Raw genomic sequence first — 25,875 nt, 5'->3', positions numbered from 1 at the left:
TGCATCAGCGACCGTGACGCCTCAGCCACTCACGGGAAAGCTCCCGGGCACGCTGGTCGGCGGCGAACACCGCGTCCAGCGACGGCAGCGGTACGACGGGCTCCTGATCGAGCACCTGTTCGATCATACCCGCGATCTCCGGGAAGCGGATACGCCGCTGGAGAAATGCCTCGACCGCAACCTCGTTGGCCGCATTGAGCACGGCTGGTGCGCTGTTGCCGGCTTCGGCAGCCTGCCGCGCCAGGCGCAGGCAAGGGAAGCGCTGTTCGTCGGGCGCCTGGAAATCCAGACGGGCGATGGCGAACAGGTCCAGCGGTGCCACCCCGGAGTCGATCCGCTCGGGCCAGGCCAGGGCGTTGGCGATGGGCGTGCGCATGTCCGGGTTACCCAGCTGCGCCAGCACCGAACCGTCCACATAATCCACCAGGGAGTGGATAACGCTCTGCGGGTGCACCACCACCTCGACCTTGGCCGGTGCGGCATCGAACAGCCAGCAAGCCTCGATCAGCTCAAGGCCCTTGTTCATCATGCTGGCCGAATCCACGGAAATCTTGCGCCCCATGGACCAGTTGGGATGCGCGCAGGCTTGTTCCGGGGTGACGTCCAGCAGCGCCTCGACGGGAGTCTCGCGGAACGGACCGCCGGAGGCGGTGAGCAGGATCCGGCGCACGCCGACGGCACTCAGGCCGCGCGCGTAGTCGCCAGGCATGCACTGGAAGATCGCGTTGTGCTCACTGTCGATCGGCAGCAGTACGGCGCCACTGCGCCCCACAGCTTCCATGAACAGCGCACCGGACATTACCAGTGCCTCCTTGTTGGCCAGCAACACCTTCTTGCCCGCCTCGACCGCCGCCAGGGTGGGACGCAGGCCGGCGGCGCCGACAATGGCCGCCATCACCGCATCCACTTCCGACGCAGAAGCCACCTGGCACAGCCCAGCCTCGCCCTCCAGCACCTCGGTGGCGCAGCCCGCCGCAGCCAGGCTTTCGCGCAGTCGCGCGGCCGCCTCGGTGCTCGGCACCACGGCGAACGCCGGGCGATGGCGAACGCACAGGGCCAGTAGTTCGTCGATACGCGAATAGCCGCTCAGGGCGAACACCTGGTAGCGGTCGGGGTGGCGAGCGATGACATCCAGCGTGCTCAGGCCGATGGAGCCGGTGGCCCCCAGCACGGTAATACGCTGCGGACGACTCACATCACACCCCATTCGGCAGCCCACAGCAGCACGGCGAAAATCGGGATCGCCGCGGTCAGGCTGTCGATGCGGTCAAGCACCCCACCGTGCCCGGGCAACAGGTTGCTGCTGTCCTTGATGCCGGAACGGCGCTTGAACATGCTTTCGGTCAGGTCACCGACCACCGAAGACATGACCACCAGCGCGGCACCCAGCAGGCCCAGCAGGATCTGGCCGAAGCCCCAGTCGCGGCTGATGCCGACCACCAAGGTAATCGCCAGGCTGACCACCAGGCCGCCATACACGCCCTCCCAGCTCTTGCCCGGGCTGACCTGTGGCGCCAGCTTGCGCTTGCCGAAGGCACGGCCAGAGAAGTAAGCGCCAATATCGGCAGCCCACACCAGCACCATGACCGACAGGATCAGCCAGTTACCCAACGGCCAGTGCTTGAGCAGCACCAGCCCCTGCCAGGCCGGCAGCAATACCAGCAAGCCGATCAGCAACCGGCAGGCAGCACTGGCCCACAGCTCACTGCTGCGCGGGTAGGTAAGCACAAGCCAGGTGGCCAACCCCCACCAGATCACTGCAGCACCCAGCACCCAGGGTGCCAGCTCCGGAAGGATGTACAGCAGCATCAGCGCCCCGGCGACGACCACGGCATAGGCGATGCGCAGCGGCTGGGCCATCAGCCCGGCCAGGCGCGCCCACTCCCAGGCGCCGAGGGTCACCACGAAGCCGATGAACAGGGCGAAATCCCCACCGTTGAGCAGGAAGAAGCCACCCAGCGCGACCGGCAGCAGGATCAGCGCGGTAATGATGCGTTGTTTAAGCATTAAGCACGAGCTCCAGCCTCGACCTGCTCGCTGGTCTTACCGAAGCGGCGCTGGCGCGAAGCGAAATCGGCCAGGGCGTTGCGCATGGCCTCGTGTTTGAAGTCCGGCCAGTACAGGTCGGAGAAGTACAGCTCGGCGTAGGCCAGCTGCCATAACAGGAAGTTACTGATGCGGTGCTCGCCACCGGTGCGGATACACAGGTCCGGCAGCGGCAGTTCGCCGGTTGCCAGGCAGGTCTGCAGCAGGTCCGGGGTGATGTCTTCCGGGCGCAGATGCCCGGCTTGCACTTCCCGCGCCAGCCGCTGGGCGGCCTGGGCAATGTCCCACTGGCCACCGTAGTTGGCCGCGATCTGCAGGATGAAGCGGTTGTTGCCGGCGGTCAGCGCCTCGGCCTCGCGCATGGCGGCCTGCAGTTCGGGATGGAAACGCGAACGGTCACCAATGATACGCAGACTGATGTTGTTCTCGTTGAGGCGCTTGGCCTCACGGCGCAGGGCCGAGAAAAACAACTCCATCAGCGCACCGACCTCTTCGGCGGGGCGCTGCCAGTTCTCGCTGGAGAAGGCGAACAGGGTCAGTACCTCGACCCCGGACTCGGCACAGACTTCGATGACCGCGCGAACGGCGTCGACACCCGCCTTGTGCCCGGCAACGCCGGGCAGCAGGCGTTTTTTCGCCCAGCGGTTGTTGCCATCCATGATGATCGCGACATGACGCGGCACCGAGGACGGCGCCGCTGGCTTGGTCTTTTCCATTAAAAAAGCCCCGGCCTTAGACGGCCATCAGGTCCTTTTCCTTGGCTTTGAAGGCAGCATCGACCTCGGCAACGTACTTGTCGGTCAGTTTCTGGATCTCGTCAGCGGCACGACGCTCTTCGTCTTCGCTGATTTCCTTGTCCTTGGTGAGCTTCTTCAGGTCGGCCAGTGCGTCACGGCGCACGTTGCGTACGGCCACCTTGGCATCCTCGGCAACGCCGCTGGCCTGCTTGGTGTAGCCCTTGCGGGTTTCCTCGGTCAGGGCCGGCATCGGCACACGGATGGTGGTACCGGCGCTGGACGGGTTCAGGCCCAGGTCGGAGGTGAGGATGGCCTTCTCGATGGCGGCGCTGAGGTTCTTGTCGTGGGCGACGATCTTCAGGGTGCGGGCATCTTCGACGGTGATCGCGGCCACCTGGTTCAGCGGCATCTCGCTACCCCAGGCCGGGACCTTGACGCTGTCCAGGATGCTTGGGTGGGCGCGACCGGTGCGGATTGCCGCCAGGTTGCGAGCCAGGGCCTCGAGGGACTTGGTCATGCGCTCCTGCGCGTCTTTCTTGATGTCGTTGATCATGCTTGGCCTTCCTCGATCAGAGTACCTTCAGCGCCACCCACCACGATGTTCAGCAGGGCGCCAGGCTTGTTCATGTTGAATACCCGCAATGGCATCTTGTGGTCACGGCACAGGCAGATTGCGGTCAGGTCCATCACACCCAGCTTGCGATCCAGGACCTCGTCGTAGGTCAGGTGATCGAACTTCTCGGCATGCGGGTCCTTGAATGGATCGGCAGTGTACACACCATCGACCTTGGTCGCCTTCAGCACCACATCGGCATCGATTTCGATGGCGCGCAGGCAGGCCGCGGAGTCGGTGGTGAAGAACGGGTTGCCGGTACCGGCGGAGAAAATTACCACATCCCCGGAGTTGAGGTGGCGAATAGCTTTGCGACGATCGTAATGATCGGTGACACCGACCATGGAAATGGCCGACATGACCAGGGCCGGGATGTTCGAGCGCTCCAGCGCGTCGCGCATGGCCAGGCCGTTCATCACGGTAGCCAGCATGCCCATGTGGTCACCGGTGACGCGGTCCATGCCGGCTGCGCTGAGCGCGGCGCCGCGGAACAGGTTGCCACCACCGATCACCAGGCCGACCTGGACACCGATCCCTACCAGCTGGCCAACTTCGAGGGCCATGCGATCCAGCACTTTCGGGTCGATCCCGAAGTCTTCCGAGCCCATCAGGGCCTCGCCGCTAAGTTTGAGCAAAATGCGTTTATAGCGAGGTTGGCGACCACTCACCTGCTGAGCCATTGCGAGTCTCTCCTGCGGCGTACTTTTAGAAAATTCGTGCGGGCTGTTTGCAGCCTGCTAACTGTAGCGTGGCACCGCTTCGGTGCCAGCGGCGACGGGCCTTATAAACCCTTCGCCGTTTTGACAAAGAGGCTGCGCGCGTGAGCGGGCAGCCTCTTCGGGGCGACAGACGGGGCTGTCTTACTGCTTGGCAGCAGCGACCTGAGCGGCAACTTCAGCAGCGAAGTCGTCGACTGGCTTCTCGATGCCTTCGCCTACCTTGAAGTAGGTGAAGGAAACGATTTCAGCGCCGGCTTTCTTGGCCAGCTCGCCGACCTTGACTTCCGGGTTCATGACGAAGGCTTGCTCTACCAGCGAGGCTTCGGCCAGGAACTTCGAGATACGACCTTTGATCATGTTCTCGACGATGTTTTCCGGCTTGCCAGCGATCTTGTCAGCGTTCAGCTGCAGGAAGACACCCTTCTCGCGCTCGATCGCTTCGGCCGAAACTTCCGACGGCAGCAGGAACTCAGGGTTCGAAGCCGCAACGTGCATGGCGATGTTCTTGGCCAGATCGACGTCGCCGCCTTTCAGGACAACGGCAGCGCCGATCTTGTTGCCGTGCAGGTAGGCACCGACAACGTCACCTTCAACGCGCACCAGGCGACGGATGTTGACGTTCTCGCCGCACTTGGCAACCAGGGCTTCACGAGCAGCTTCACGCGAGGCGATCAGCGGAGCGGCATCGGTCAGCTTCTGGGCGAAGGCTTCTTCGATGCTGTCGGCAACGAAGTTCTTGAAGTCGTCTTGCAGGGCCAGGAAGTCGGTCTGCGAGTTCACTTCCAGCAGGACGGCGGATTTACCGTCGGTCTTGACGGCGATAGCGCCTTCAGCAGCGACGTTGCCAGCCTTTTTGGCGGCCTTGATGGCGCCCGAGGCACGCATGTCGTCAATGGCTTTTTCGATGTCGCCGCCGGCCTTTTCCAGGGCCTTCTTGCAATCCATCATGCCTTCGCCGGTACGCTCGCGCAGTTCTTTTACCAGCGCTGCAGTAATTGCTGCCATTTCAAAATCCTCTTGGAAAGTTTTTCAACCATTCCACCCGTTGGTCACGGGCGTTCAATTCTGCAAATCCGCTGTGTTTGTCTCAGCGAGCCCATGATGCGGGGCCGATGCTGACAGCAGGATTTCAAGGTGGCAAAAAGGGGGCAGAGCCCCCTTTTTGCGTGCCAAGTCGACGCTAGCGTCTAATTACTCGGCAGCAGGTGCAGCCGCTTCTTCAGCGTAAACTTCGGTGCCGCCGGCAACGTTGTTGCGGCCGCGGATGACAGCGTCAGCCATCGAAGTCATGTACAGCTCGATAGCGCGGATGGCGTCATCGTTACCTGGGATGATGTAGTCAACACCTTCCGGGCTGCTGTTGGTATCGACAACGCCGATAACCGGGATGCCCAGCTTGTTGGCTTCGGTGATCGCGATGCGCTCGTGATCAACGTCGATAACGAACAGAGCGTCTGGCAGACCGCCCATGTCCTTGATACCGCCCAGGCTGCGATCCAGTTTTTCCAGGTCGCGGGAGCGCATCAGGGCTTCTTTCTTGGTCAGCTTGGCGAAAGTGCCGTCTTCGGCCTGGGTTTCCAGGTCGCGCAGACGCTTGATCGAAGCGCGGATGGTCTTGTAGTTGGTCAGCATGCCGCCCAACCAACGGTGGTCAACGTACGGCGAACCGCAACGAGCAGCTTGCTCGGCGACGATCTTGCCGGCGGAACGCTTGGTGCCGACGAACAGGATCTTGTTCTTGCCCTGGGCCAGGCGCTCTACGAACGACAGAGCGTCGTTGAACATCGGCAGGGTTTTTTCCAGGTTGACGATGTGGATCTTGTTACGCGCGCCGAAAATGTACTTGCCCATTTTCGGGTTCCAGTAACGGGTCTGGTGGCCGAAGTGCACACCGGCCTTCAGCATATCGCGCATGTTGACTTGGGACATGATAGTTCCTTGATAAGTCGGGTTGGGCCTCCACGTATCCCAATGACCAACCCGCGAATTCTGCAACTCGGGGCACCCAGGTCATCGTGTCGACACGTGTGTGGGTTAAGTGCTGACGGGGTCGTCCCCGAAAGCGGCGCATTTTATACCACAGACCGCGGCCGAACGGAACCCGGATACTGTTGCGTCCGTCAGCGGCTTTTGCAGCACCCCGCCAAACAGGCCAGAATGCTCTCTATAGATGACAGCTTCCACAAGGGTAACGCGATTCCTGTGGGAGCTGGCTTGCCGGCGATGGGCTGCGCAGCAGCCCCAATTCTCTACCTGGATCCCGACCGATCGGTGCCCTGCTCTGCTAGAATCCGGCCTTTCCCGTTTGTTCGCGCCGTTCTCGGCGCCGTAGAGAGCCTGTAATGACCGTCACCATCAAGACCGCAGAAGACATCGAGAAGATGCGCATCGCTGGCCGCCTGGCCGCCGAAGTGCTGGAAATGATCGAAGAACACGTCAAGCCCGGTGTCACCACCGAAGAGCTTGATCGCCTGTGCCACGACTATATCGTCAACGTCCAGCAGGCCATCCCGGCACCGCTCAACTACAAGGGCTACCCGAAGTCGATCTGCACCTCGATCAACCATGTGGTCTGCCACGGCATCCCCAACGACAAGCCGCTCAAGGACGGTGACACGCTGAACATCGACGTCACCGTGATCAAGGACGGCTACCATGGCGACACCAGCCGCATGTTCCACGTCGGCACCGTGCCGGTATGGGCCGAGCGCCTGTCCAAGGTCACCCAGGAATGCATGTACAAGGCCATCGAGCTGGTCAAGCCGGGCTGCCGCCTGGGCGACATCGGCGAAGTGATCCAGAAGCACGCTGAAAAGAACGGCTTCTCGGTGGTGCGCGAGTTCTGCGGCCACGGCATCGGCAAGGTATTCCACGAAGAGCCGCAGATCCTGCACTACGGCCGCGCCGGCACCGGCATGGAGCTCAAGGAAGGCATGACCTTCACCATCGAGCCGATGATCAACCAGGGCAAGGCCGACACCAAGGTGCTGGGTGACGGCTGGACCGCCATCACCAAGGACCGCAAGCTCTCGGCCCAGTGGGAACACACCCTGGTGGTGACCGCGACCGGCTACGAGATCTTCACCCTGCGCAAGGACGACACCATCCCGCGCACCTCGGCCTGACCGCACTCCGACAGGCCACCCCACGACAGGAACGTGACGCGATGCCCCAGGTGGACCCCGAGCTGTTCGACCGCGGCCAGTTCCAGGCGGAACTGGCCCTCAAGGCGAGCCCCATCGCCGCCTTCAAGAAAGCCATCCGCCAGGCCGGCGAGGTGCTCGACAAGCGTTTCCGCAGTGGCAGCGAAATCCGCCCACTGATCGAGGCCCGCGCCTGGCTCGTCGACAATATCCTGCAACAGGCCTGGAACCAGTTCGACTGGGGCGACCAGTACGGCATCGCCCTGGTCGCGGTGGGTGGCTACGGGCGCGGTGAGCTGCACCCGCATTCGGACATCGACCTGCTGATTCTGCTGGGCGCTGCCGAACACGAGCAGTACCGCGACGCCATCGAGCGGTTTCTCACCTTGCTGTGGGACATCGGCCTGGAAGTGGGCCAGAGCGTGCGTACCGTCGACGAGTGCGCCGAGCAGGCCCGCGCCGACCTGACGGTCATCACCAACCTGATGGAAAGCCGCACCATTGCCGGCCCCGAGGCCCTGCGCCAGCACATGCTGGAGGTGACCAGCACCGCGCACATGTGGCCGAGCAAGGACTTCTTCCTGGCCAAGCGCGCCGAACTCAAGGCCCGCCACCACAAGTACAACGACACCGAGTACAACCTCGAACCCAATGTGAAAGGTTCGCCCGGTGGCCTGCGCGACATCCAGACCGTGCTGTGGGTGGCCCGCCGCCAGTACGGCACCCTCAACCTGCATGCGCTGGCCGGCGAAGGTTTCCTGCTGGAAAGCGAGAACGAGCTGCTGGCCTCGTCCCAGGACTTCCTGTGGAAGGTGCGCTACGCCTTGCACATGCTTGCAGGGCGCGCCGAGGACCGCCTGCTGTTCGACCACCAGCGCAGCATCGCCGCACTGCTGGGCTACAGCGACGACAACCCCAAGCGTGCTATCGAGCAGTTCATGCAGCAGTACTACCGAGTGGTGATGAGCATCAGCCAGCTGTGCGACCTGATCATCCAGCACTTCGAGGAGGTCATCCTCGCCGATGACGACAGCGGCACCACCCAACCGCTGAATGCGCGCTTCCGCCTGCATGATGGCTATATAGAAGCGACCAGGCCGAACGTGTTCAAGCGCACGCCGTTCGCCATGCTGGAAATCTTCGTGCTGATGGCCCAGCACCCCGAGATCAAGGGTGTACGTGCCGATACCGTGCGGCTGCTGCGCGAGCACCGCCACCTGATCGACGACACCTTCCGCACCGATATCCGCAACACCAGCCTGTTCATCGAGCTGTTCAAGTGCGAAATCGGCATCCACCGCAACCTGCGGCGGATGAACCGCTACGGCATCCTTGGGCGCTACCTGCCGGAGTTCGGCCTGATCGTCGGGCAGATGCAGCACGACCTGTTCCACATCTATACGGTCGATGCACACACCCTCAACCTCATCAAGCACCTGCGCAAGCTGCAATACACGCCGGTGTCCGAGAAATTCCCGCTGGCCAGCAAGCTCATGGGCCGCCTGCCCAAGCCCGAGCTGATCTACCTGGCCGGCCTGTATCACGACATCGGCAAGGGCCGCCAGGGCGACCATTCCGAGCTGGGTGCGGTGGATGCGAAGAAGTTCTGCGAACGCCACCAGTTGCCCGCCTGGGACAGCCGGCTGATCGTCTGGCTGGTGCAGAACCACCTGGTGATGTCGACCACCGCCCAGCGCAAGGACCTGTCCGACCCGCAGGTGATCAACGACTTTGCCCTGCACGTGGGTGACGAGACGCGCCTGGACTACCTGTACGTGCTGACCGTGGCCGATATCAACGCCACCAACCCCAGCCTGTGGAACTCGTGGCGGGCCAGCCTGCTGCGCCAGCTGTACACCGAGACCAAGCGCGCCCTGCGCCGTGGCCTGGAAAACCCGCTGGACCGCGAAGAACAGATTCGCCAGACCCAGTCTGCGGCGCTGGACATCCTGGTGCGCGAAGGCACCGACCCGGACGATGTCGAGCAATTGTGGTCGCAACTGGGCGATGACTACTTCCTCAAGCACACCGCCGCCGATGTGGCCTGGCACAGTGACGCAATCCTGCAGCAGCCGGCCGATGGCGGGCCGCTGGTACTGATCAAGGAAACCACCCAGCGCGAGTTCGAGGGCGGCACGCAGATCTTCATCTACGCCCCCGACCAGCACGACTTCTTTGCCGTGACGGTGGCGGCCATGTCGCAGCTGAACCTGAACATTCATGACGCGCGGATCATCACCTCGAGCAGCCAGTTCACCCTCGACACCTACATCGTGCTGGACAACGACGGCGGCTCGATCGGCGACAACCCGCAGCGGGTCAAGCAGATTCGCGACGGCCTGACCGAAGCGCTGCGCAACCCCGAGGACTACCCGACCATCATCCAGCGCCGGGTGCCGCGCCAGCTCAAGCACTTCGACTTCCCGCCACAGGTGACCATCCTCAACGATGCCCAGCGACCGGTGACCATCCTCGAAATCACCGCACCCGACCGCCCAGGCCTGCTGGCCCGGCTGGGGCGGATCTTCCTGGAGTTCGACCTGTCGCTGCAGAACGCCAAGATCGCCACCCTCGGCGAGCGGGTGGAAGACGTGTTCTTCATCACCGATGCCGACAACCAGCCGCTGTCCGACCCGCAACTGTGCAGCCGACTGCAGGAAGCCATCGTCCAGCAGCTGCAGGCCGGCCAGGCCAGCGATGCCAGCCCTACCCGCGTGACCTTTTAACGATTAGACGATTGACGAGACCTTGCGCCGATGAACCATGCCTTGACCCAGCTTCAGCCTTACCCGTTCGAGAAGCTCCGCGCCCTGCTGGGCAGCGTGAAGCCTGCGGCGGACAAACGCGCCATCGCCCTGTCGATCGGTGAGCCGAAGCACGAATCGCCGGCGTTCGTCGCCCAGGCCATGGCCGACAACCTCGACAAGCTGGCGGTGTACCCGAGCACCATCGGCCTGCCGGCCCTGCGCCAGGCCATTGGTCAGTGGTGCGAGCGGCGCTTTGGCGTACCGGCCGGCTGGCTGGACGCCGACCGCCACATCCTGCCGGTCAACGGCACCCGTGAAGCGCTGTTCGCCTTCACCCAGGCCGTGGTCAACCGCGCCGATGACGGCCTGGTGGTCAGCCCCAATCCGTTCTACCAGATCTACGAAGGCGCAGCGCTGCTGGCCGGTGCCACACCACACTACCTGCCGTGCCTGGAAAGCAACGGTTTCAACCCCGACTTCGACGCCGTGCCGGCTGAAGTGTGGAAGCGCTGCCAGATCCTGTTCCTGTGCTCACCGGGCAACCCCACCGGCGCACTGGTGCCTATGGACACCCTGAAGAAGCTGATTGCCCTGGCCGACGAACACGACTTCGTGATTGCCGCCGACGAGTGCTACAGCGAGCTGTACTTCGACGAGGACGCCCCGCCACCGGGCCTGCTGACGGCCTGTGTGGAACTGGGCCGCAGCGACTTCAAGCGCTGCGTGGTATTCCACAGCCTGTCCAAGCGCTCCAACCTGCCGGGCCTGCGCTCGGGCTTCGTCGCCGGTGACGCCGAGATCATCAAGCCGTTCCTGCTGTACCGTACCTACCACGGCTGCGCCATGCCGGTACAAACCCAACTGGCCAGCATTGCCGCCTGGAAGGACGAGGCGCATGTACGCGAGAACCGCGACCAGTACCGCGCCAAGTACGATGCCGTGCTGGATATCCTGCAGCCGGTGCTGGACGTGCAGCGCCCGGATGGCAGCTTCTACCTGTGGGCCAAGGTACCCGGCGGCGATGCCGAGTTCACCCGCGACCTGTTCGAGGCCCAGCATGTGACGGTGGTGCCGGGGTCGTACCTGTCACGTGAAGTGGATGGCGTGAACCCGGGCGCCAGCCGCGTGCGCATGGCACTGGTTGCACCGCTGGCCGAGTGCATCGAGGCGGCGGAGCGGATTCGCGCATTCCTGCAGAACCGCTGACCGCCCAGTTCGCGGGCATGCCCGCTCCCACGCATACAGCACAAGCCGAGAAAGCGGTGCATTACCTGTGGGAGCGGGCAAGCCCGCGAAGCGGCCCCCTGCGGTCTACCTGACCGACCCTAGGTTTGCCTCACTCATATCCAGCTCCCCCAGCACCTGCCGCACCACTTCATCCCCCACCAGATGCTTGCGGTGCAGCTCATACAGCTCCAGCCGCTGAGCCCGTAGCGCACGCAGGCGCAAGCGCCGCTCCAGCAAATCCATCTGTTCAGCCAGGGCCTTGGCCTCGGCGCTGTCGTTGTAGCTGTCCAGTTCATCCCGGTACTCAGCCATCAAGCGCGCCTTCAATTCGGTCGCCAGGGTCGCCTGCGCGGCATCCTGCGGCGCATTGCTGTCGATCACTTCTTCTGCCTCCAGCGCATGGATTGCCGCCTCGGCCGTGCGCCGCCAGGCCTCCTGCACTTCCTGGTGCAAACGCTCGTCCGGGCTCTTGGTCACCCCGCGCAGCAACAGCGGCAGCGCGATACAGGCACTGATCAACGACAGCAGGATCACCCCGGCCGCAATGAAGATCAGCAAGTCACGTTCCGGAAAGGCCTTGCCTGCCCCGATCAGTAACGGGATCGACATCACACCGGCCAAGGTAACCGCACCGCGCACACCGCCCAGGGTCAACAACCAGCAGGAGCGCGCCGTCGGCATCAGCACCAGCGCCGGCTTGCCGCGCCAGCGGCGTACCACACCGATCGAGCGCCAGATGCTCTGCACCCAGATGAACCGCAGCAAGATCAGCGCCACAAAGATCGCCACCACGTCCAGGCAGCGCCAGGCCAAGGTCGGCCAGACGGTGGGTTCATGGCTGACCACGGCCTTGATGATGTCCGGCAGTTGCAGGCCCAGCAGCAGGAAGATCAGACCGTTGAAAGCGAACTCCAGCAGCGACCACACGCTGCGGTTGAGCAGGCGCGTACTGGTCTGCCGTGGCAGCAGGTCGAGCCAGCTCTGCATCATGCCGGCCGCCACCGCCGAAAGAATGCCCGACACACCCAGGCGCTCGGCCAGTACGTAGGCAGCGAACGGCAGCAGCAACATGAACACCACGTGGGTGGCCGGGTCGTCCCAGCCGCGGGCGATCATCCAGGCACGCAGGCGGCCGATCAGCCAACTCAGGGCCACGCCCACCGCCAGGCCGCCCAGGGCGACCAGAACGAAGCTGAAGCTGGCGTCGGTCAGCGAGAATACCCCGGTGATCGCCGCTGCCAGGGCGAACTTGAAGGTCACCAGGCCCGAGGCATCGTTCATCAGGGCCTCGCCCTGGAGCATGTGCATCAGCGGGGTGGGCAGGCGGTCCTGGGTAATGGCCGAAACCGCCACGGCGTCGGTCGGCGACAACACGGCAGCCAGGGCGAAGGCCACCGGCAGCGGGATGCTCGGCAGCAGCCAGTGAACGAAGTAACCGGCACCGACCACGGTAAACAGCACCAAGCCCACGGCCAGCGCCACCACCGGCCCGCGAATACGCCACAACTCGCGCTTGGGAATACGCCAGCCGTCGGCGAACAGCAAGGGCGGCAGGAACAGGAACAGGAACAGCTCGGGGTCCAGCGCCACATGCAGGCCCAGTGTCGGCCATGCGAGCAAGGCGCCGGCGGCAATCTGCACCAGCGGCAAGGGCAGCGGGATAATGCGGCCGACCAGCTTCGACACGCTGACCAGCGTCAGCAGGATGAGGACGGTGTAGGCGGACTGCATCCGGGAAAGCTTCCTTTGTGAACCAGAAACGACAACAAGGCGAAACATCGCCATTGAAACAATATGTTAGCGGCGATGGGCGCACTGCGGCCGCTGCACGATAGTCGCAGGTGGTGGATGAATATGTAACATGATGATACTTCGGTTTGTCGGTGGCGCAGGTTCGACCCCTTATCGCCCAGCAGATGCATGCCTTGAGTCTTGCTGTGCCTGTGAGACCGAGCGCCGCCCGCGCGGCGCTTCGCAGCACAAGGCTGCTCCTACATCTGTTTCGGGCCAGTTATTCCTGTGAGCGCGGCACGCGGCCCCCTGGCGTACGCCTCGACATCGTGTCGAGCAAACAAGGCAGTCGCGTGCGTTGGTACAGGCGTTACTGGCCCGAAACAGATGTAGGAGCAGCCTTGTGCTGCGAAGCGCCGCGCGGGCGGCGCTCGGTCTCCGACACACTGCAAGATCCAGGACATGCACACCCGTGGCGCTCACAGGATCGTTCCCGCATAATCCCGCGACTGAAATCGGAAAACGGAGAGGTTGGGGCCGCCTGTGATCCCCAATGCACACAATGACCTACACGCTCTACGGCATCAAAGCCTGTGACACCATGAAGAAGGCACGTACCTGGCTCGAAGACCAGGCCATCGCCTACGAATTCCACGACTACAAGACCCAAGGCATCGACCGTGACAGCCTGAACCGCTGGTGCGACGAACACGGCTGGGAAGTCATCCTCAACCGTGCCGGCACCACCTTCCGCAAGCTGGACGACGCCAGCAAGGCCGACCTCGACCAGGCCAAGGCCGTCGAGCTGATGCTGGCCCAGCCGTCGATGATCAAGCGCCCGGTGCTCGACCTTGGCGCGCGTACCCTGGTCGGCTTCAAGCCTGACCTGTACGCCGCTGCCCTGGCCTGACCCCCTTCCCTATTTCGCACGAGGTAATCACATGTCCAATACCCTGTTCAGCCTGGCCTTCGGTGTCGGCTCCCAGAACCGCCAGGGCGCCTGGCTGGAAGTGTTCTACGCACAACCGCTGCTCAACCCGAGCGCCGAACTGGTCGCCGCGGTAGCCCCTGTTCTCGGTTACCAAGGTGGCAACCAGGCCATCGCCTTCAGCAACGCCCAGGCCGCGCAACTGGCCGAAGCCGTTAAAGGCGTGGATGCCGCCCAGGCCGCCCTGCTGACCCGCCTGGCTGAAAGCCACAAGCCGCTGGTCGCCACCCTGCTGGCCGAAGACGCCGCGCTGACCTCGACCCCAGAGGCCTACCTCAAGCTGCACCTGCTGTCGCATCGCCTGGTCAAGCCGCACGGCCTGAGCCTGGCCGGCATCTTCCCGCTGCTGCCGAACGTGGCCTGGACCAACCAGGGCGCGGTCGACCTGGCCGAACTGGCCGAGCTGCAACTGGAAGCGCGCCTGAAGGGCGAGCTGCTGGAAGTGTTCTCGGTGGACAAGTTCCCGAAAATGACTGACTACGTGGTCCCGGCCGGCGTGCGTATCGCCGACACCGCCCGTGTGCGCCTGGGCGCCTACATCGGCGAAGGCACCACCATCATGCACGAAGGCTTCGTCAACTTTAACGCTGGCACCGAAGGCCCAGGCATGATCGAAGGCCGCGTTTCCGCTGGCGTGTTCGTCGGCAAGGGCTCGGACCTGGGCGGCGGCTGCTCGACCATGGGCACCCTGTCCGGTGGCGGCAACATCGTCATCAAGGTTGGCGAAGGCTGCCTGATCGGTGCCAACGCCGGTATCGGCATTCCGCTGGGCGACCGTAACACCGTCGAAGCCGGCCTTTACATCACCGCCGGTACCAAGGTGAACCTGCTGGACGAGAACAACCAGCTGGTCAAAGTGGTCAAGGCCCGTGACCTGGCCGGCCAGACCGACCTGCTGTTCCGCCGCAACTCGCTGAACGGCGCGGTGGAGTGCAAGACCCACAAATCGGCCATCGAGCTGAACGAGGCGCTGCACGCGCACAACTGAGAATCCTTCAGCCCCTGTAAGCGCGAGCTTGCTCGCGAACAGCGGATTCTCAGCGTTTGAAATGTTAAGATCGGGTCTGGCACCACGCCAGACCCGATTTTCATTCCAGGCCCCGTGACCATGTTCCAGCCCTCCCCCTGGCGTGCCGATTTTCCCGCCATCGCCGCCCTGCAACGGCAACACCAGACCTACCTGGACAGCGCCGCCACCACCCAGAAGCCGCAAGCCCTGCTCGATGCCCTGAGCCATTACTATGGCCATGGCGCAGCCAACGTGCACCGAGCCCAGCACTTGCCCGGCGCACTGGCAACCCAGGCCTTCGAAACCAGCCGCGACAAGGTTGCCGCCTGGTTGAATGCGGCAGACTCGCGGCAGATCATCTTCACCCACGGCGCCACTTCGGCGTTGAACCTGCTGGCCTATGGCCTGGAACACCGCTTCGAGGCCGGTGACGAAATTGCCGTCAGTGCCCTGGAACACCATGCCAACCTGCTGCCCTGGCAACAGCTGGCGCGCCGGCGCAACCTGCGCCTGGTGGTGCTGCCGCTGGATGCCCATGGCCGCATCGACCTGGACCAGGCGTTGCAACTGATCGGCCCACGCACCCGGGTGCTGGCGGTGAGCCAACTGTCCAACGTGCTGGGCACCTGGCAGCCGCTGCCGGCGCTGCTGGCCCATGCCCGCGCCCAAGGCGCGCTGACCGTGGTCGACGGGGCCCAGGGCGTGGTGCACGGCCGCCACGATGTGCAGCAGCTTGGCTGCGACTTCTATGTGTTCTCCAGCCACAAGTTGTACGGCCCGGAAGGCGTTGGCGTGCTGTACGGCCGCAGCCAGGCGCTGGAACTGCTGCACCACTGGCAGTTCGGCGGTGAGATGGTGCAACTGGCCGAGTACCACAGCGCCAGCTTCCGCCCGGCGCCGCTGGGGTTCGAGGCAGGCACGCCGCCGATCGCCGGGGTGATCGGCCTGGGTGCAACCCTGGACTACCTGGCCAGCCTCGATGCCCAGGCGCTCGAAGCCCATGAGACCAACCTGCACCAGCACCTGCTGCGCGGCCTGGCGGACCGCGATGGTGTACGCATCCTCGGCACGCCACAGGCCGCCCTTGCCAGTTTCGTCATCGAAGGCGTGCACAACGCCGACATCGCCCACCTGCTGACCGAGCAAGGCATTGCCGTGCGTGCCGGGCACCACTGTGCCATGCCGCTGCTGCAGGACTTGGGCCTGGAGGGCGCGATCCGCGTGTCCTTGGGGCTGTATAACGACAGCGATGACTTGCAGCGTTTCTTCGAGGCACTGGATCAAGGCCTGGAGCTGTTGCGATGAGCCTGCCGGATCAGGCGCGCCAGGCGCTGGAAGCTTTTGAGCAGGGCAAGGGCTGGGAACAGCGAGCGCGGCTGCTGATGCAGTGGGGCGACCGGCTGGAACCGCTGGCTGACACCGAAAAGACCGAGGCCAACCGGGTGCATGGCTGCGAAAGCCTGGTATGGCTGGTGGCCGAGCAGGTTGAAGGGGTATGGCGCTTCAAGGCCAGTAGCGATGCGCGCTTGTTGCGCGGGCTGTTGGCGTTGTTGCTGGTGCGGGTGCAAGGGTTGGCCAATGAGGAACTGGCCGGGCTCGATCTGCGGGAGTGGTTCACTCAGCTGGGGCTGGAGCGCCAACTGTCGCCTTCGCGCAGCAATGGGCTGCATGCGGTGTTGCAGCGGATGGCGGAGCTGGCGTCCAACCGTTGAATCGGTGCTGGCCTCTTCGCGGTCTATTCAGGCTTGACCCGCTCCGAAGGCCGCCGCGCCCCAGCCACCAGCTTTTCCACCGCCTTGCTCGCCGCCACCATGCCAAAGGTCGCGGTCACCATCATCACCGCGCCAAAGCCACCCGAGCAGTCCAGCCGCACGCCTTCGCCCACGAAGCTTTTCTGCAGGCAAACGCTGCCATCGCCCTTGGGGTAGCGCAGCTGTTCGCTGGAGAACACGCAGGGCACGCCATAGTTGCGGCTGACATTGCGCGAGAAGTTGTAGTCGCGGCGCAGGGTGGAACGCACCCGCGAGGCCAGCGGGTCGTTGAAGGTCTTGTTCAAGTCGGCGATCTGGATCTGTGTCGGGTCGATCTGCCCGCCGGCGCCACCCGTGGTGACGATGGCAATCTTGCGCCGCCGGCACCAGGCGATCAGTGCCGCCTTGGCCATGACGCTGTCGATGCAGTCGATCACACAATCGAGGTTCTCGGTGATGTACTCGACCATGGTGTCGCGGGTAACGAAGTCGGCCACAGCATGCACCGTGCACGCCGGGTTGATCGCCTGCAGGCGCTCGGCCATGACCTCGACCTTGGGCCGCCCCACCTGCCCTTCCAGGGCATGGGCCTGGCGGTTGGTGTTGCTGACGCACACGTCGTCGAGGTCGAACAGGGTGATCTCGCCCACGCCACTGCGGGCCAGCGCTTCCGCCGCCCACGAGCCTACCCCGCCAATACCGACCACGGCCACGTGGGCCTGGCCCAGACGGTGCAACCCCTGGTCGCCATACAGCCGGGCAACGCCGGCGAAGCGTGGATCTTCTGTGCTCATGTTCATACCCCAAAAAACCGGCGCGCATTATATGCCAGCGGGCCCATGGCCTGCATCGTTAGGAAAGACACTACCAACCCTGCTTTAATGTCCTATCACTTCGACACATATGGACGACAATGTCTTCACGTAAATTCGGCCTGAACCTGGTCGTGGTCCTGGCCATCGCCGCGTTGTTCACCGGGTTCTGGGCGCTGATCAACCGCCCGGTTTCCGCCCCCGCCTGGCCAGAACAGATCTCTGGCTTCTCCTATTCACCGTTCCGTCTGGGCGAAAGCCCGCAGAAGGGCCAGTACCCCAGTGACGACGAGATGCGCCAGGACCTGGAGCAGTTGAGCAAACTGACCGACAGCATCCGGATCTACACCGTGGAGGGCACCCAGGCGGATATCCCGCGCCTGGCCGAGGAATTCGGCCTGCGGGTAACGCTGGGCATCTGGATCAGCCCGGACCTGGAGCGCAACGAGCGCGAAATCGCCACGGCCATCCAGCTGGCCAACACTTCGCGCAGCGTGGTGCGGGTAGTGGTCGGCAACGAGGCGCTGTTCCGTGAAGAAGTCACCCCGGAAAACCTGATCAAATACCTGGACCGGGTACGCGCAGCCGTCAAGGTGCCGGTGACCACCAGCGAGCAATGGCACATCTGGAAGGAAAACCCGCAGCTGGCCAAGCACGTCGACCTGATTGCCGCGCACATCCTGCCGTACTGGGAGTTCGTGCCGATGAAGGATTCGGTCGAGTTCGTGCTCGACCGCGCCCGGGACCTTAAACACCAGTTCCCGCGCAAACCCCTGCTGCTCTCGGAAGTCGGCTGGCCGAGCAACGGCCGCATGCGCGGCGGTGCCGATGCCACCCAGGCTGACCAGGCCATCTACCTGCGCACCCTGGTCAACACCCTCAACCGCCGTGGCTACAATTACTTCGTCATCGAAGCCTACGACCAGCCGTGGAAGGCCAGCGACGAAGGCTCGGTGGGCGCCTATTGGGGCGTGTACAACGCCGAACGCCAGCAAAAATTCAACTTCGACGGCCCGGTAGTGGCCATCCCGCAGTGGCGTGCCCTGGCGGTAGCCTCGGTGGTGCTGGCGATGATTGCCTTGATGGTGCTGTTCATCGACGGTTCGGCCCTGCGCCAGCGCGGCCGTACCTTCCTGACCTTCATCACCTTCCTGTGCGGGTCGGTGCTGGTTTGGATCGCCTACGACTACAGCCAGCAATACAGCACCTGGTTCAGCCTGACCGTGGGCGTGCTGCTGGCCCTCGGCGCGCTGGGCGTGTTCATCGTGCTGCTGACCGAGGCCCACGAACTGGCCGAGGCGGTATGGATACACAAGCGCCGGCGCGAGTTCCTGCCGGTGCAGGCCGACAGCGCCTACCGGCCCAAGGTATCGGTGCATGTGCCGTGCTACAACGAACCGCCCGAGATGGTGAAACAGACCCTCGATGCCCTGGCCGCGCTGGACTACCCCGACTACGAAGTGCTGGTGATCGACAACAACACCAAGGACCCGGCCGTGTGGGAGCCGCTCAAGGCCCATTGCGAGAAGCTCGGCGAGCGCTTCAGGTTCTTCCACGTCGCGCCCCTGGCCGGCTTCAAGGGCGGCGCGCTGAACTACCTGATCCCGCATACCGCCAAGGACGCCGAAGTGATCGCGGTGATCGACTCGGACTACTGCGTCGATCGCAACTGGCTCAAGCACATGGTGCCGCACTTCGCTGACCCGAAAATTGCCGTGGTGCAGTCGCCGCAGGACTACCGCGACCAGCACGAAAGCGCCTTCAAGAAGCTGTGCTACAGCGAGTACAAGGGCTTCTTCCACATCGGTATGGTCACCCGCAACGACCGTGACGCGATCATCCAGCACGGCACCATGACCATGACCCGGCGCAGCGTGCTGGAAGAGCTGGGCTGGGCCGAGTGGTGCATCTGCGAGGACGCCGAACTGGGCTTGCGGGTGTTCGAGAAAGGCCTGTCGGCCGCCTACGCCCACAACAGCTACGGCAAGGGCCTGATGCCCGACACCTTCATCGACTTCAAGAAGCAACGTTTCCGCTGGGCCTACGGCGCCATCCAGATCATCAAGCACCACGCCAGCGCCCTGCTGCGCGGCAAGGGCAGCGAGCTGACCCGCGGCCAGCGCTACCACTTCCTGGCCGGCTGGCTGCCGTGGATCGCCGATGGCATGAACATCTTCTTCACCATCGGCGCGCTGCTGTGGTCGGCGGCGATGATCATCGTGCCGCACCGGGTCGACCCGCCGCTGATGATCTTTGCCATTCCACCGCTGGCGCTGTTCTTCTTCAAGGTCGGCAAGATCGTCTTCCTCTACCGCCGCGCGGTGGGGGTGAACCTGAAGGATGCCTTTGCTGCGGCACTGGCGGGGCTGGCGTTGTCGCATACCATCGCCAAGGCGGTGCTGTACGGCTTCTTCACCAGCAGCATGCCGTTCTTCCGCACACCGAAGAACGCCGACAGCCACGGGCTGCTGGTGGCGATTTCCGAAGCGAGGGAAGAGCTGTTCATCATGTTGCTGCTGTGGGGCGCGGCGCTGGGCATCTACCTGGTACAGGGGCTGCCGAGTTCGGACATGCGCTTCTGGGTGGCGATGTTGCTGGTGCAGTCGTTGCCTTATGTGGCGGCGCTGGTGATGGCCTTCCTGTCTTCGCTGCCCAAGCCTGGGGAAAAAGCCGCCGAGGCGCAGCAGGCCTGAGATTGCCGGGGCTGCTTTGCAGCCCATTCGCGGGCACGCCCGCTCCCACAGGTCTGTCACAGGCATTCAGAGCTGTGCAGTACCTGTGGGAGCGGGCGCGCCCGCGAATGGGCCGTGCCGCCTGAAACCATTTGATATAAGATAACGCCCCTCAGATTTCCCGCCTTGCCCCGGAGTCCCCCATGACGGCCCCAGCCGAGCTCTCGCCTACCCTTCAACTGGCCTGCGACCTGATCCGTCGCCCCTCGGTCACCCCCGTCGACGCCGACTGCCAGGCGCAGATGATGAACCGCCTGGGCGCCGTGGGCTTCCAGCTCGAACCGATGCGCATCGAGGACGTCGACAACTTCTGGGCCACCCACGGCAGCCAGGACGGCCCGGTGCTGTGCTTCGCCGGCCACACCGACGTGGTCCCCACCGGCCCGGTGCAGCAATGGCAGCATGAGCCGTTCGAAGCGCTGATCGACGCCGACGGCATGCTCTGCGGCCGTGGCGCCGCCGACATGAAAGGTAGCCTGGCCTCCATGGTGATCGCCAGCGAGCGCTTCGTGCAGGACTACCCGGACCACCGCGGCAAGGTCGCGTTCCTGATCACCAGCGACGAGGAAGGCCCGGCCCACCATGGCACCAAGGCCGTGGTCGAGCGCCTGAAAGCACGCAACGAGCGCCTGGACTGGTGCATCGTCGGCGAACCCTCCAGCACCACCCTGCTGGGTGACGTGGTCAAAAACGGCCGCCGTGGCTCGCTGGGCGCCAAGCTGACCGTGCGCGGCAAGCAGGGCCATGTGGCCTACCCGCACCTGGCGCGCAACCCGATCCACCTGGCCGCGCCGGCCCTGGCGGAACTGGCGGCCGAGCACTGGGACGAAGGCAATGCGTTCTTCCCGCCGACCAGCTTCCAGATCTCCAACCTCAATTCCGGTACCGGCGCCACCAATGTGGTCCCAGGCGAGCTGACCGCACTGTTCAACTTCCGTTTCTCCACCGAGTCGACCGTCGAAGGCCTGCAGGCGCGGGTGTCGGCAATCCTCGACAAGCATGAACTGGACTGGTCGATCGACTGGGCGCTGTCGGGCCTGCCGTTCCTCACCGAACCGGGCGAATTGCTGGATGCCGTCTCGGCCAGCATCAAGGGCGTCACCGGCCGCGACACCCAGCCGTCCACCAGCGGCGGTACCTCCGATGGCCGTTTCATCGCCACCATGGGTACCCAGGTGGTCGAACTCGGCCCGGTCAACGCCACCATCCACCAGGTGGATGAGCGGATCCTGGCCAGCGACCTCGACCTGCTGACCGAAATCTACTACCAGACCCTGGTCCGGTTGCTCGCCTGATGCTCACCTGCCCTCTTTGCCAGGCGCCGCTGAGCCGGCTCGACAACGGGGTGGTGTGCCCGGCCGGCCACCGCTTCGACCGCGCCCGCCAGGGTTACCTGAACCTGCTGCCGGTGCAGCACAAGAACAGCCGCGACCCGGGTGACAACCAGGCCATGGTCGAAGCCCGCCGCGACTTCCTCGACGCCGACCACTACGCGCCGGTGGCGCGCCGCCTGGCCGAGCTGGCCGCCGAGCGCCAGCCCGGTGCCTGGCTGGACATCGGCTGTGGCGAGGGGTACTACACCGCGCAGATCGCCCAGGCCCTACCGGCCGCCGACGGTTACGCCCTGGACATCTCCCGCGAGGCGGTCAAGCGTGCCTGCCGCCGCGCGCCCGAGGTCACCTGGATGGTCGCCAGCATGGCCCGCGTGCCGCTTGCCGACGCCAGCTGCCAGTTCATCGCCAGCGTGTTCAGCCCGCTGGACTGGGCCGAGGCCAAGCGCCTGCTCAGCCCCGGCGGCGGCCTGATGCGGGTCGGCCCCACCAGCGGCCACCTGATGGAATTGCGCGAAGTGCTCTACGATGAAGTACGCCCTTACGCCGACGACAAACACTTGGCCCTGGTCCCCGAAGGCATGGCCCATGCCCACAGCGAAACCCTGGAGTTCCGCCTGAGCCTGGCCGCGCCCAAGGCCCGCGCCGACCTGCTGGCCATGACCCCGCACGGCTGGCGTGCCAGTGCCGAAAAGCGTGCCCGGGTGATCGACCAGCCCGAGCCGTTCGAGGTCACGGTTTCCATGCGTTATGACTATTTCGTGCGCCAAGACTGAGCACACCCGGAGCCCTTATGCGCCAACCTGATATCGAGATCTACCTGAAGGACACCGACGTCGACCACAAGCAGATTGCCGAGTGGCTCGCCCAGGCGATCGGCCCGTGCAGCGAATGGAAGCAGAAAGGCCATACCTTCAAATGCCAGGCCGGTAACATTCCGGTCACCTGGCTACCCAAGGCTGTAGGGAAATGGAACAGCCTGTACCTGGAAAGCGACCAGACGCCGTGGGCCGATGACGTCGCCTGCGCCCGCGCCGCATTTGCCGCACTGGGCGTGGAAGTGCGCTGCGCGCCGGGTGGCTGGGTGGAAGAAGATGGAGAGGAAGATGCCGACCGCTGGGTCCGCATCAGCGCCGACGGTGAAGAGGAAATCACCTGGCGCACCTGAATGCTCTGCATTCTTTGTGGGAGCCCGGCTTGCCGCCGATGCAGGCAACACGGTGCCTGGCACCGGCTTCGCCGGTGATCGCCGGCAAGCCAGCTCCCACAACAAGCCTTACAGCATGAGGCTCAGAGGCCCACTACGTCCTCGGCTTGCAGGCCTTTCTGGCCCTGCACGCAGGCGTATTCCACCCGCTGTCCTTCGACCAGGGTACGATGCCCCTCACCGCGGATCGCCCGATAGTGGACGAACACATCCGCACCACCTTCGCGCTGAATGAAGCCGTAACCCTTGGCATCGTTGAACCACTTTACATTCCCAGTCTCACGAGACGACATCTGAACTACTCCGGATTTTTATTGTGAAGATCGCCTTGTAGACACAGGGGTCTGTTCCCTGTGTCGACGCCGCTTGCGTAAATATCTTGCAAGTGGCAGGCCGAGTATATGACACAGAACAAAAAAATTTGATGACTGTCGCGCCGTTCGGCGATTTTTGCTGAACTTGCGCGGATACGGCAGACTAATTGGCTGAATACCCACCTGAACATCACTCCCAGGGCACACACCCCATGACCCGTTCCCCCCTGCGCCGCCTGATCTTCGGCGCCCTGCGTCGCCTGTTGTACCTGTGGGTGCGCTCCGAGACCATCAACCAGTCCTCCCTGACCCTCAAGCTCGACCGCAGCCGCCCGGTGTTCTATGCCCTGCCCACGCCCGCGCTCACCGACCTGGCCGTGCTCGACCATGAATGCACCAAGGCTGGCCTGCCGCGCCCGGTGCTGCCGGTGGCGGTTGGCCCGCTGCAGGAGCCGGCTGCCTTCTTTTACCTGACCCCGGACCCGGACTGGCTCGGCCGCCATGACAAGCGCGGCGCCCCGCCCACCCTGGAGCGCCTGGTCGCCGCCGTCAGCCAGCATGCCGAAGAGGATGCGCAGATCATTCCGGTCAGTGTGTTCTGGGGCCAGACCCCGGCCAGTGAATCCAGCCCGTGGAAGCTGCTGTTCGCCGACAGCTGGGCGGTTACCGGGCGCCTGCGCCGGCTGCTGACCGTGCTGATCCTCGGGCGCAAGACCCGGGTGCAGTTCTCCGCCCCCATCCACCTGCGCGAACTGGTGCAGCACAACAAGGGCCACGAGCGCACCGTGCGCATGGCCCAGCGCCTGATGCGCGTGCATTTTCGCAACCTCAAGACCGCTGTCATCGGCCCGGACATCTCGCACCGGCGCAACCTGGTCAAGGGCCTGATCCACGCGCCCCAGGTGCGACAGGCCATCGTCGATGAGGCGCAGCGCGAAAACCTGCCGCTGGCCAAGGCCGAAGCCCAGGCTTTGCGCTACGGCAACGAGATCGCCTCGGACTACACCTACACCGCCATCCGCTTCCTCGAAGTGGTGCTGAGCTGGTTCTGGAACAAGATCTACGACGGCATCAAGGTCAACCACATCGAGCAGGTGCAGGGCATCGCACCCGGCCACGAAGTGATCTACGTACCGTGCCACCGCAGCCACATCGACTACCTGCTGCTGTCGTACCTGCTGTTCCGCAACGGCCTGACCCCGCCGCACGTGGCCGCGGGCATCAACCTCAACATGCCGTTGGTGGGTAACCTGCTGCGCCGTGGCGGCGCCTTCTTCATGCGCCGTACGTTCAAGGGTAACCCGTTGTACACCGCGGTGTTCAACGAGTACCTGCACACCCTGTACACCAAAGGCTTTCCGGTCGAGTACTTCGTCGAAGGCGGCCGCTCGCGCACCGGGCGCATGCTGCAGCCACGCACCGGGATGCTGGCCATTACCCTGCGCAGCTTCCTGCGCTCGTCGCGCACGCCGATCGTGTTCGTGCCGGTGTACATCGGCTACGAGCGCGTGCTCGAAGGCCGCACCTACCTGGGCGAGTTGCGCGGTGCCAGCAAGAAGAAGGAGTCGATCTTCGACATCTTCAAGGTGTTCGGGGCGCTCAAGCAGCGCTTTGGCCAGGTATACGTGAACTTCGGCGAACCGATCCGCCTGGCCGGCTTCCTCGACCAGCAACAGCCCGGCTGGCGTGAACAGGACCACGGCCCGCAATACCGCCCGGCCTGGCTCAACGCCACCACCACCCGCCTGGGCGAAACCGTGGCCCGCCATCTCAACGAGGCGGCCGCAATCAACCCGGTCAACTTGGTGGCCCTGGCGCTGCTGTCCACCAGCCGCCTGGCCCTGGACGAACGCGCCCTGACCCGCGTACTCGACCTGTACCTGGCCTTGCTGCGCCAGGTGCCCTACTCGCCGCACACCACCCTGCCCGACGGCGACGGCCAGGCGCTGATCGAACACGTGCGCAGCATGAACCTGGTGGCCGAGCAGAAGGACGCCCTGGGCCGCATCCTGTATCTGGATGAAGGCAACGCGGTACTGATGACCTATTACCGCAACAACGTGCTGCACATCTTCGCCCTGCCGGCGCTGCTGGCCAGCTTTTTCCTCAGCAGCTCGCGCATGAGCCGCGAACTGCTGGGCCAGTATGTGCACGCGCTGTACCCCTACCTGCAGGCCGAACTGTTCCTGCGCTGGGCACCGGAGCAACTGGACGCGGTGATCGACCAGTGGCTGGCCGCGCTGGTCGAGCAAGGGCTGCTGCGCCAGGACAACGACATTTACATTCGCCCGGCGCCCAGCTCGCGGCAGTTCGTGTTGCTGACCCTGCTCGCCCGCACCATCACCCAGACCCTGCAGCGTTTCTACATGGCCACCTCACTGCTGCTGAACAGTGGGCAGAACAGCCTCAGCGCCGAAGAACTGGAAGACCTGTGCGTGATGATGGCCCAGCGCCTGTCGATCCTGCACGGCCTGAACGCCCCGGAGTTCTTCGACAAGACCCTGTTCCGCCACTTCATCCAGACCCTGGTCGAGCAAGGCGTGCTGCATGCTGATGCCCAGGGCAAGCTGGGTTATCACGACAAGCTGGGCGAGCTGGCTGAAGGCGTGGCCAAGCGCGTGCTGTCGGCCGAGCTGCGCCTGTCGATCCGCCAGGTGGCATTGCACCGTGAAGACGGGCTGGAAACTTCCACCATCTGAGGCTTTATCAGCCGGGAAAATCCGCTAAAGTCCCTGGGGTTGGCCACAAGCCAGCTCCAAGGACACCGG

The 25,875-nt window shown here is 64.2% G+C and carries 22 protein-coding genes; 12 read left to right on the top strand and 10 right to left on the bottom strand.

Going from position 1 to position 25,875, the window contains the following annotated elements; translation table 11 throughout:
* Window positions 1-4 precede the first annotated feature (4 nt).
* From ispC to rpsB, 7 genes are all read right to left on the bottom strand, one after another.
* Complete coding sequence (gene ispC, locus A4C63_RS03440) at window positions 5-1,195, bottom strand: 1-deoxy-D-xylulose-5-phosphate reductoisomerase (RefSeq protein ID WP_063911509.1); 1,191 nt, start codon at window positions 1,193-1,195, stop codon at window positions 5-7.
* Window positions 1,192-2,007, bottom strand: a complete 816-nt coding sequence (locus tag A4C63_RS03435; RefSeq protein ID WP_063911508.1) for a phosphatidate cytidylyltransferase — start codon at window positions 2,005-2,007, stop codon at window positions 1,192-1,194. The genes ispC and A4C63_RS03435 overlap by 4 nt, the downstream gene beginning before the upstream one ends.
* A complete protein-coding gene (gene uppS, locus A4C63_RS03430; RefSeq protein ID WP_063911507.1) occupies window positions 2,007-2,762 on the bottom strand; it encodes a polyprenyl diphosphate synthase in 756 nt (251 codons plus the stop codon). Before uppS ends, A4C63_RS03435 begins: the two co-directional genes overlap by 1 nt.
* A gap of 16 nt (window positions 2,763-2,778) precedes the next feature.
* Window positions 2,779-3,336 (bottom strand): ribosome recycling factor, encoded by a 558-nt coding sequence (gene frr / locus A4C63_RS03425; RefSeq protein ID WP_025337974.1) that lies wholly within the window; start codon window positions 3,334-3,336, stop codon window positions 2,779-2,781.
* Window positions 3,333-4,076 carry a UMP kinase gene (gene pyrH / locus A4C63_RS03420; protein WP_003252294.1) on the bottom strand — a complete coding sequence of 248 codons (744 nt, stop codon included), beginning with the start codon at window positions 4,074-4,076 and terminating at the stop codon, window positions 3,333-3,335. The genes frr and pyrH overlap by 4 nt, the downstream gene beginning before the upstream one ends.
* A gap of 180 nt (window positions 4,077-4,256) precedes the next feature.
* Window positions 4,257-5,120: a translation elongation factor Ts gene (gene tsf, locus A4C63_RS03415; protein WP_013971250.1), complete on the bottom strand. Its 864-nt coding sequence runs from the start codon at window positions 5,118-5,120 to the stop codon at window positions 4,257-4,259.
* Window positions 5,121-5,306: 186 nt separating this feature from the next.
* On the bottom strand, window positions 5,307-6,044 hold the full coding sequence (gene rpsB, locus A4C63_RS03410) for a 30S ribosomal protein S2 (protein WP_003252287.1): 738 nt from the start codon (window positions 6,042-6,044) through the stop codon (window positions 5,307-5,309).
* A 413-nt stretch (window positions 6,045-6,457) separates the two neighbouring features.
* Here rpsB and map point away from each other — a divergent pair, with 413 nt between their 5' ends.
* The 3 genes from map to dapC are packed head-to-tail and all read left to right on the top strand — an operon-like array spanning window position 6,458 to window position 11,211.
* The gene (map, locus tag A4C63_RS03405) at window positions 6,458-7,240 is read left to right on the top strand and encodes a type I methionyl aminopeptidase (RefSeq protein ID WP_004375406.1); all 783 of its coding nucleotides are present in this window, start codon (window positions 6,458-6,460) and stop codon (window positions 7,238-7,240) included.
* A 41-nt stretch (window positions 7,241-7,281) separates the two neighbouring features.
* Window positions 7,282-9,984 (top strand): [protein-PII] uridylyltransferase, encoded by a 2,703-nt coding sequence (locus A4C63_RS03400; protein WP_063911506.1) that lies wholly within the window; start codon window positions 7,282-7,284, stop codon window positions 9,982-9,984.
* 30 nt (window positions 9,985-10,014) lie between these two features.
* Window positions 10,015-11,211 carry a succinyldiaminopimelate transaminase gene (dapC, locus tag A4C63_RS03395; RefSeq protein ID WP_063911505.1) on the top strand — a complete coding sequence of 399 codons (1,197 nt, stop codon included), beginning with the start codon at window positions 10,015-10,017 and terminating at the stop codon, window positions 11,209-11,211.
* A gap of 105 nt (window positions 11,212-11,316) precedes the next feature.
* On the opposite strand, the gene A4C63_RS03390 is transcribed toward dapC, so the two are convergent.
* On the bottom strand, window positions 11,317-12,963 hold the full coding sequence (locus A4C63_RS03390) for a Na+/H+ antiporter (protein WP_063911504.1): 1,647 nt from the start codon (window positions 12,961-12,963) through the stop codon (window positions 11,317-11,319).
* A 562-nt stretch (window positions 12,964-13,525) separates the two neighbouring features.
* Between A4C63_RS03390 and A4C63_RS03385 the strand changes: the two genes are divergently transcribed.
* From A4C63_RS03385 to A4C63_RS03370, 4 genes are all read left to right on the top strand, one after another.
* Entirely contained in the window at window positions 13,526-13,873 is a 348-nt protein-coding gene (locus A4C63_RS03385) for an ArsC family reductase (protein ID WP_075043977.1), read from the top strand.
* 31 nt (window positions 13,874-13,904) lie between these two features.
* Complete coding sequence (gene dapD / locus A4C63_RS03380; protein WP_063911503.1) at window positions 13,905-14,939, top strand: 2,3,4,5-tetrahydropyridine-2,6-dicarboxylate N-succinyltransferase; 1,035 nt, start codon at window positions 13,905-13,907, stop codon at window positions 14,937-14,939.
* A 120-nt stretch (window positions 14,940-15,059) separates the two neighbouring features.
* The gene (locus A4C63_RS03375) at window positions 15,060-16,265 is read left to right on the top strand and encodes a cysteine desulfurase (protein WP_063911502.1); all 1,206 of its coding nucleotides are present in this window, start codon (window positions 15,060-15,062) and stop codon (window positions 16,263-16,265) included.
* Window positions 16,262-16,672: a SufE family protein gene (locus tag A4C63_RS03370; RefSeq protein WP_063911501.1), complete on the top strand. Its 411-nt coding sequence runs from the start codon at window positions 16,262-16,264 to the stop codon at window positions 16,670-16,672. Before A4C63_RS03375 ends, A4C63_RS03370 begins: the two co-directional genes overlap by 4 nt.
* A 23-nt stretch (window positions 16,673-16,695) precedes the next feature.
* Here the strand turns inward: A4C63_RS03370 and tcdA are convergent, their stop codons facing one another.
* Entirely contained in the window at window positions 16,696-17,505 is an 810-nt protein-coding gene (gene tcdA / locus A4C63_RS03365) for a tRNA cyclic N6-threonylcarbamoyladenosine(37) synthase TcdA (RefSeq protein ID WP_172827470.1), read from the bottom strand.
* A gap of 119 nt (window positions 17,506-17,624) precedes the next feature.
* On the opposite strand from tcdA, the gene A4C63_RS03360 reads away from it, so the two are divergent.
* The 4 genes from A4C63_RS03360 (at window position 17,625) to A4C63_RS03345 (ending at window position 22,754) form a co-directional block, all read left to right on the top strand.
* Window positions 17,625-20,216: a glycosyltransferase gene (locus A4C63_RS03360; protein ID WP_063911499.1), complete on the top strand. Its 2,592-nt coding sequence runs from the start codon at window positions 17,625-17,627 to the stop codon at window positions 20,214-20,216.
* A gap of 182 nt (window positions 20,217-20,398) precedes the next feature.
* Entirely contained in the window at window positions 20,399-21,550 is a 1,152-nt protein-coding gene (gene dapE / locus A4C63_RS03355; protein ID WP_013971240.1) for a succinyl-diaminopimelate desuccinylase, read from the top strand.
* Window positions 21,550-22,362 (top strand): putative RNA methyltransferase, encoded by an 813-nt coding sequence (locus A4C63_RS03350; RefSeq protein ID WP_063911498.1) that lies wholly within the window; start codon window positions 21,550-21,552, stop codon window positions 22,360-22,362. Before dapE ends, A4C63_RS03350 begins: the two co-directional genes overlap by 1 nt.
* 17 nt (window positions 22,363-22,379) lie before the next feature.
* The gene (locus tag A4C63_RS03345) at window positions 22,380-22,754 is read left to right on the top strand and encodes a hypothetical protein (protein ID WP_063911497.1); all 375 of its coding nucleotides are present in this window, start codon (window positions 22,380-22,382) and stop codon (window positions 22,752-22,754) included.
* 122 nt (window positions 22,755-22,876) lie between these two features.
* On the opposite strand, the gene A4C63_RS03340 is transcribed toward A4C63_RS03345, so the two are convergent.
* A complete protein-coding gene (locus A4C63_RS03340; RefSeq protein WP_003252255.1) occupies window positions 22,877-23,086 on the bottom strand; it encodes a cold-shock protein in 210 nt (69 codons plus the stop codon).
* Window positions 23,087-23,319: 233 nt separating this feature from the next.
* Here A4C63_RS03340 and plsB point away from each other — a divergent pair, with 233 nt between their 5' ends.
* Window positions 23,320-25,806, top strand: a complete 2,487-nt coding sequence (gene plsB / locus A4C63_RS03335; protein ID WP_063911496.1) for a glycerol-3-phosphate 1-O-acyltransferase PlsB — start codon at window positions 23,320-23,322, stop codon at window positions 25,804-25,806.
* Window positions 25,807-25,875: the final 69 nt, after the last annotated feature.

This window comes from Pseudomonas sp. p21, from assembly GCF_001642705.1.
In the GTDB taxonomy this organism is placed as follows: Bacteria; Pseudomonadota; Gammaproteobacteria; order Pseudomonadales; family Pseudomonadaceae; genus Aquipseudomonas.
Note: the sequence above shows the minus strand (reverse complement) of the source record. Positions and strands in the feature narration are given on the sequence as shown.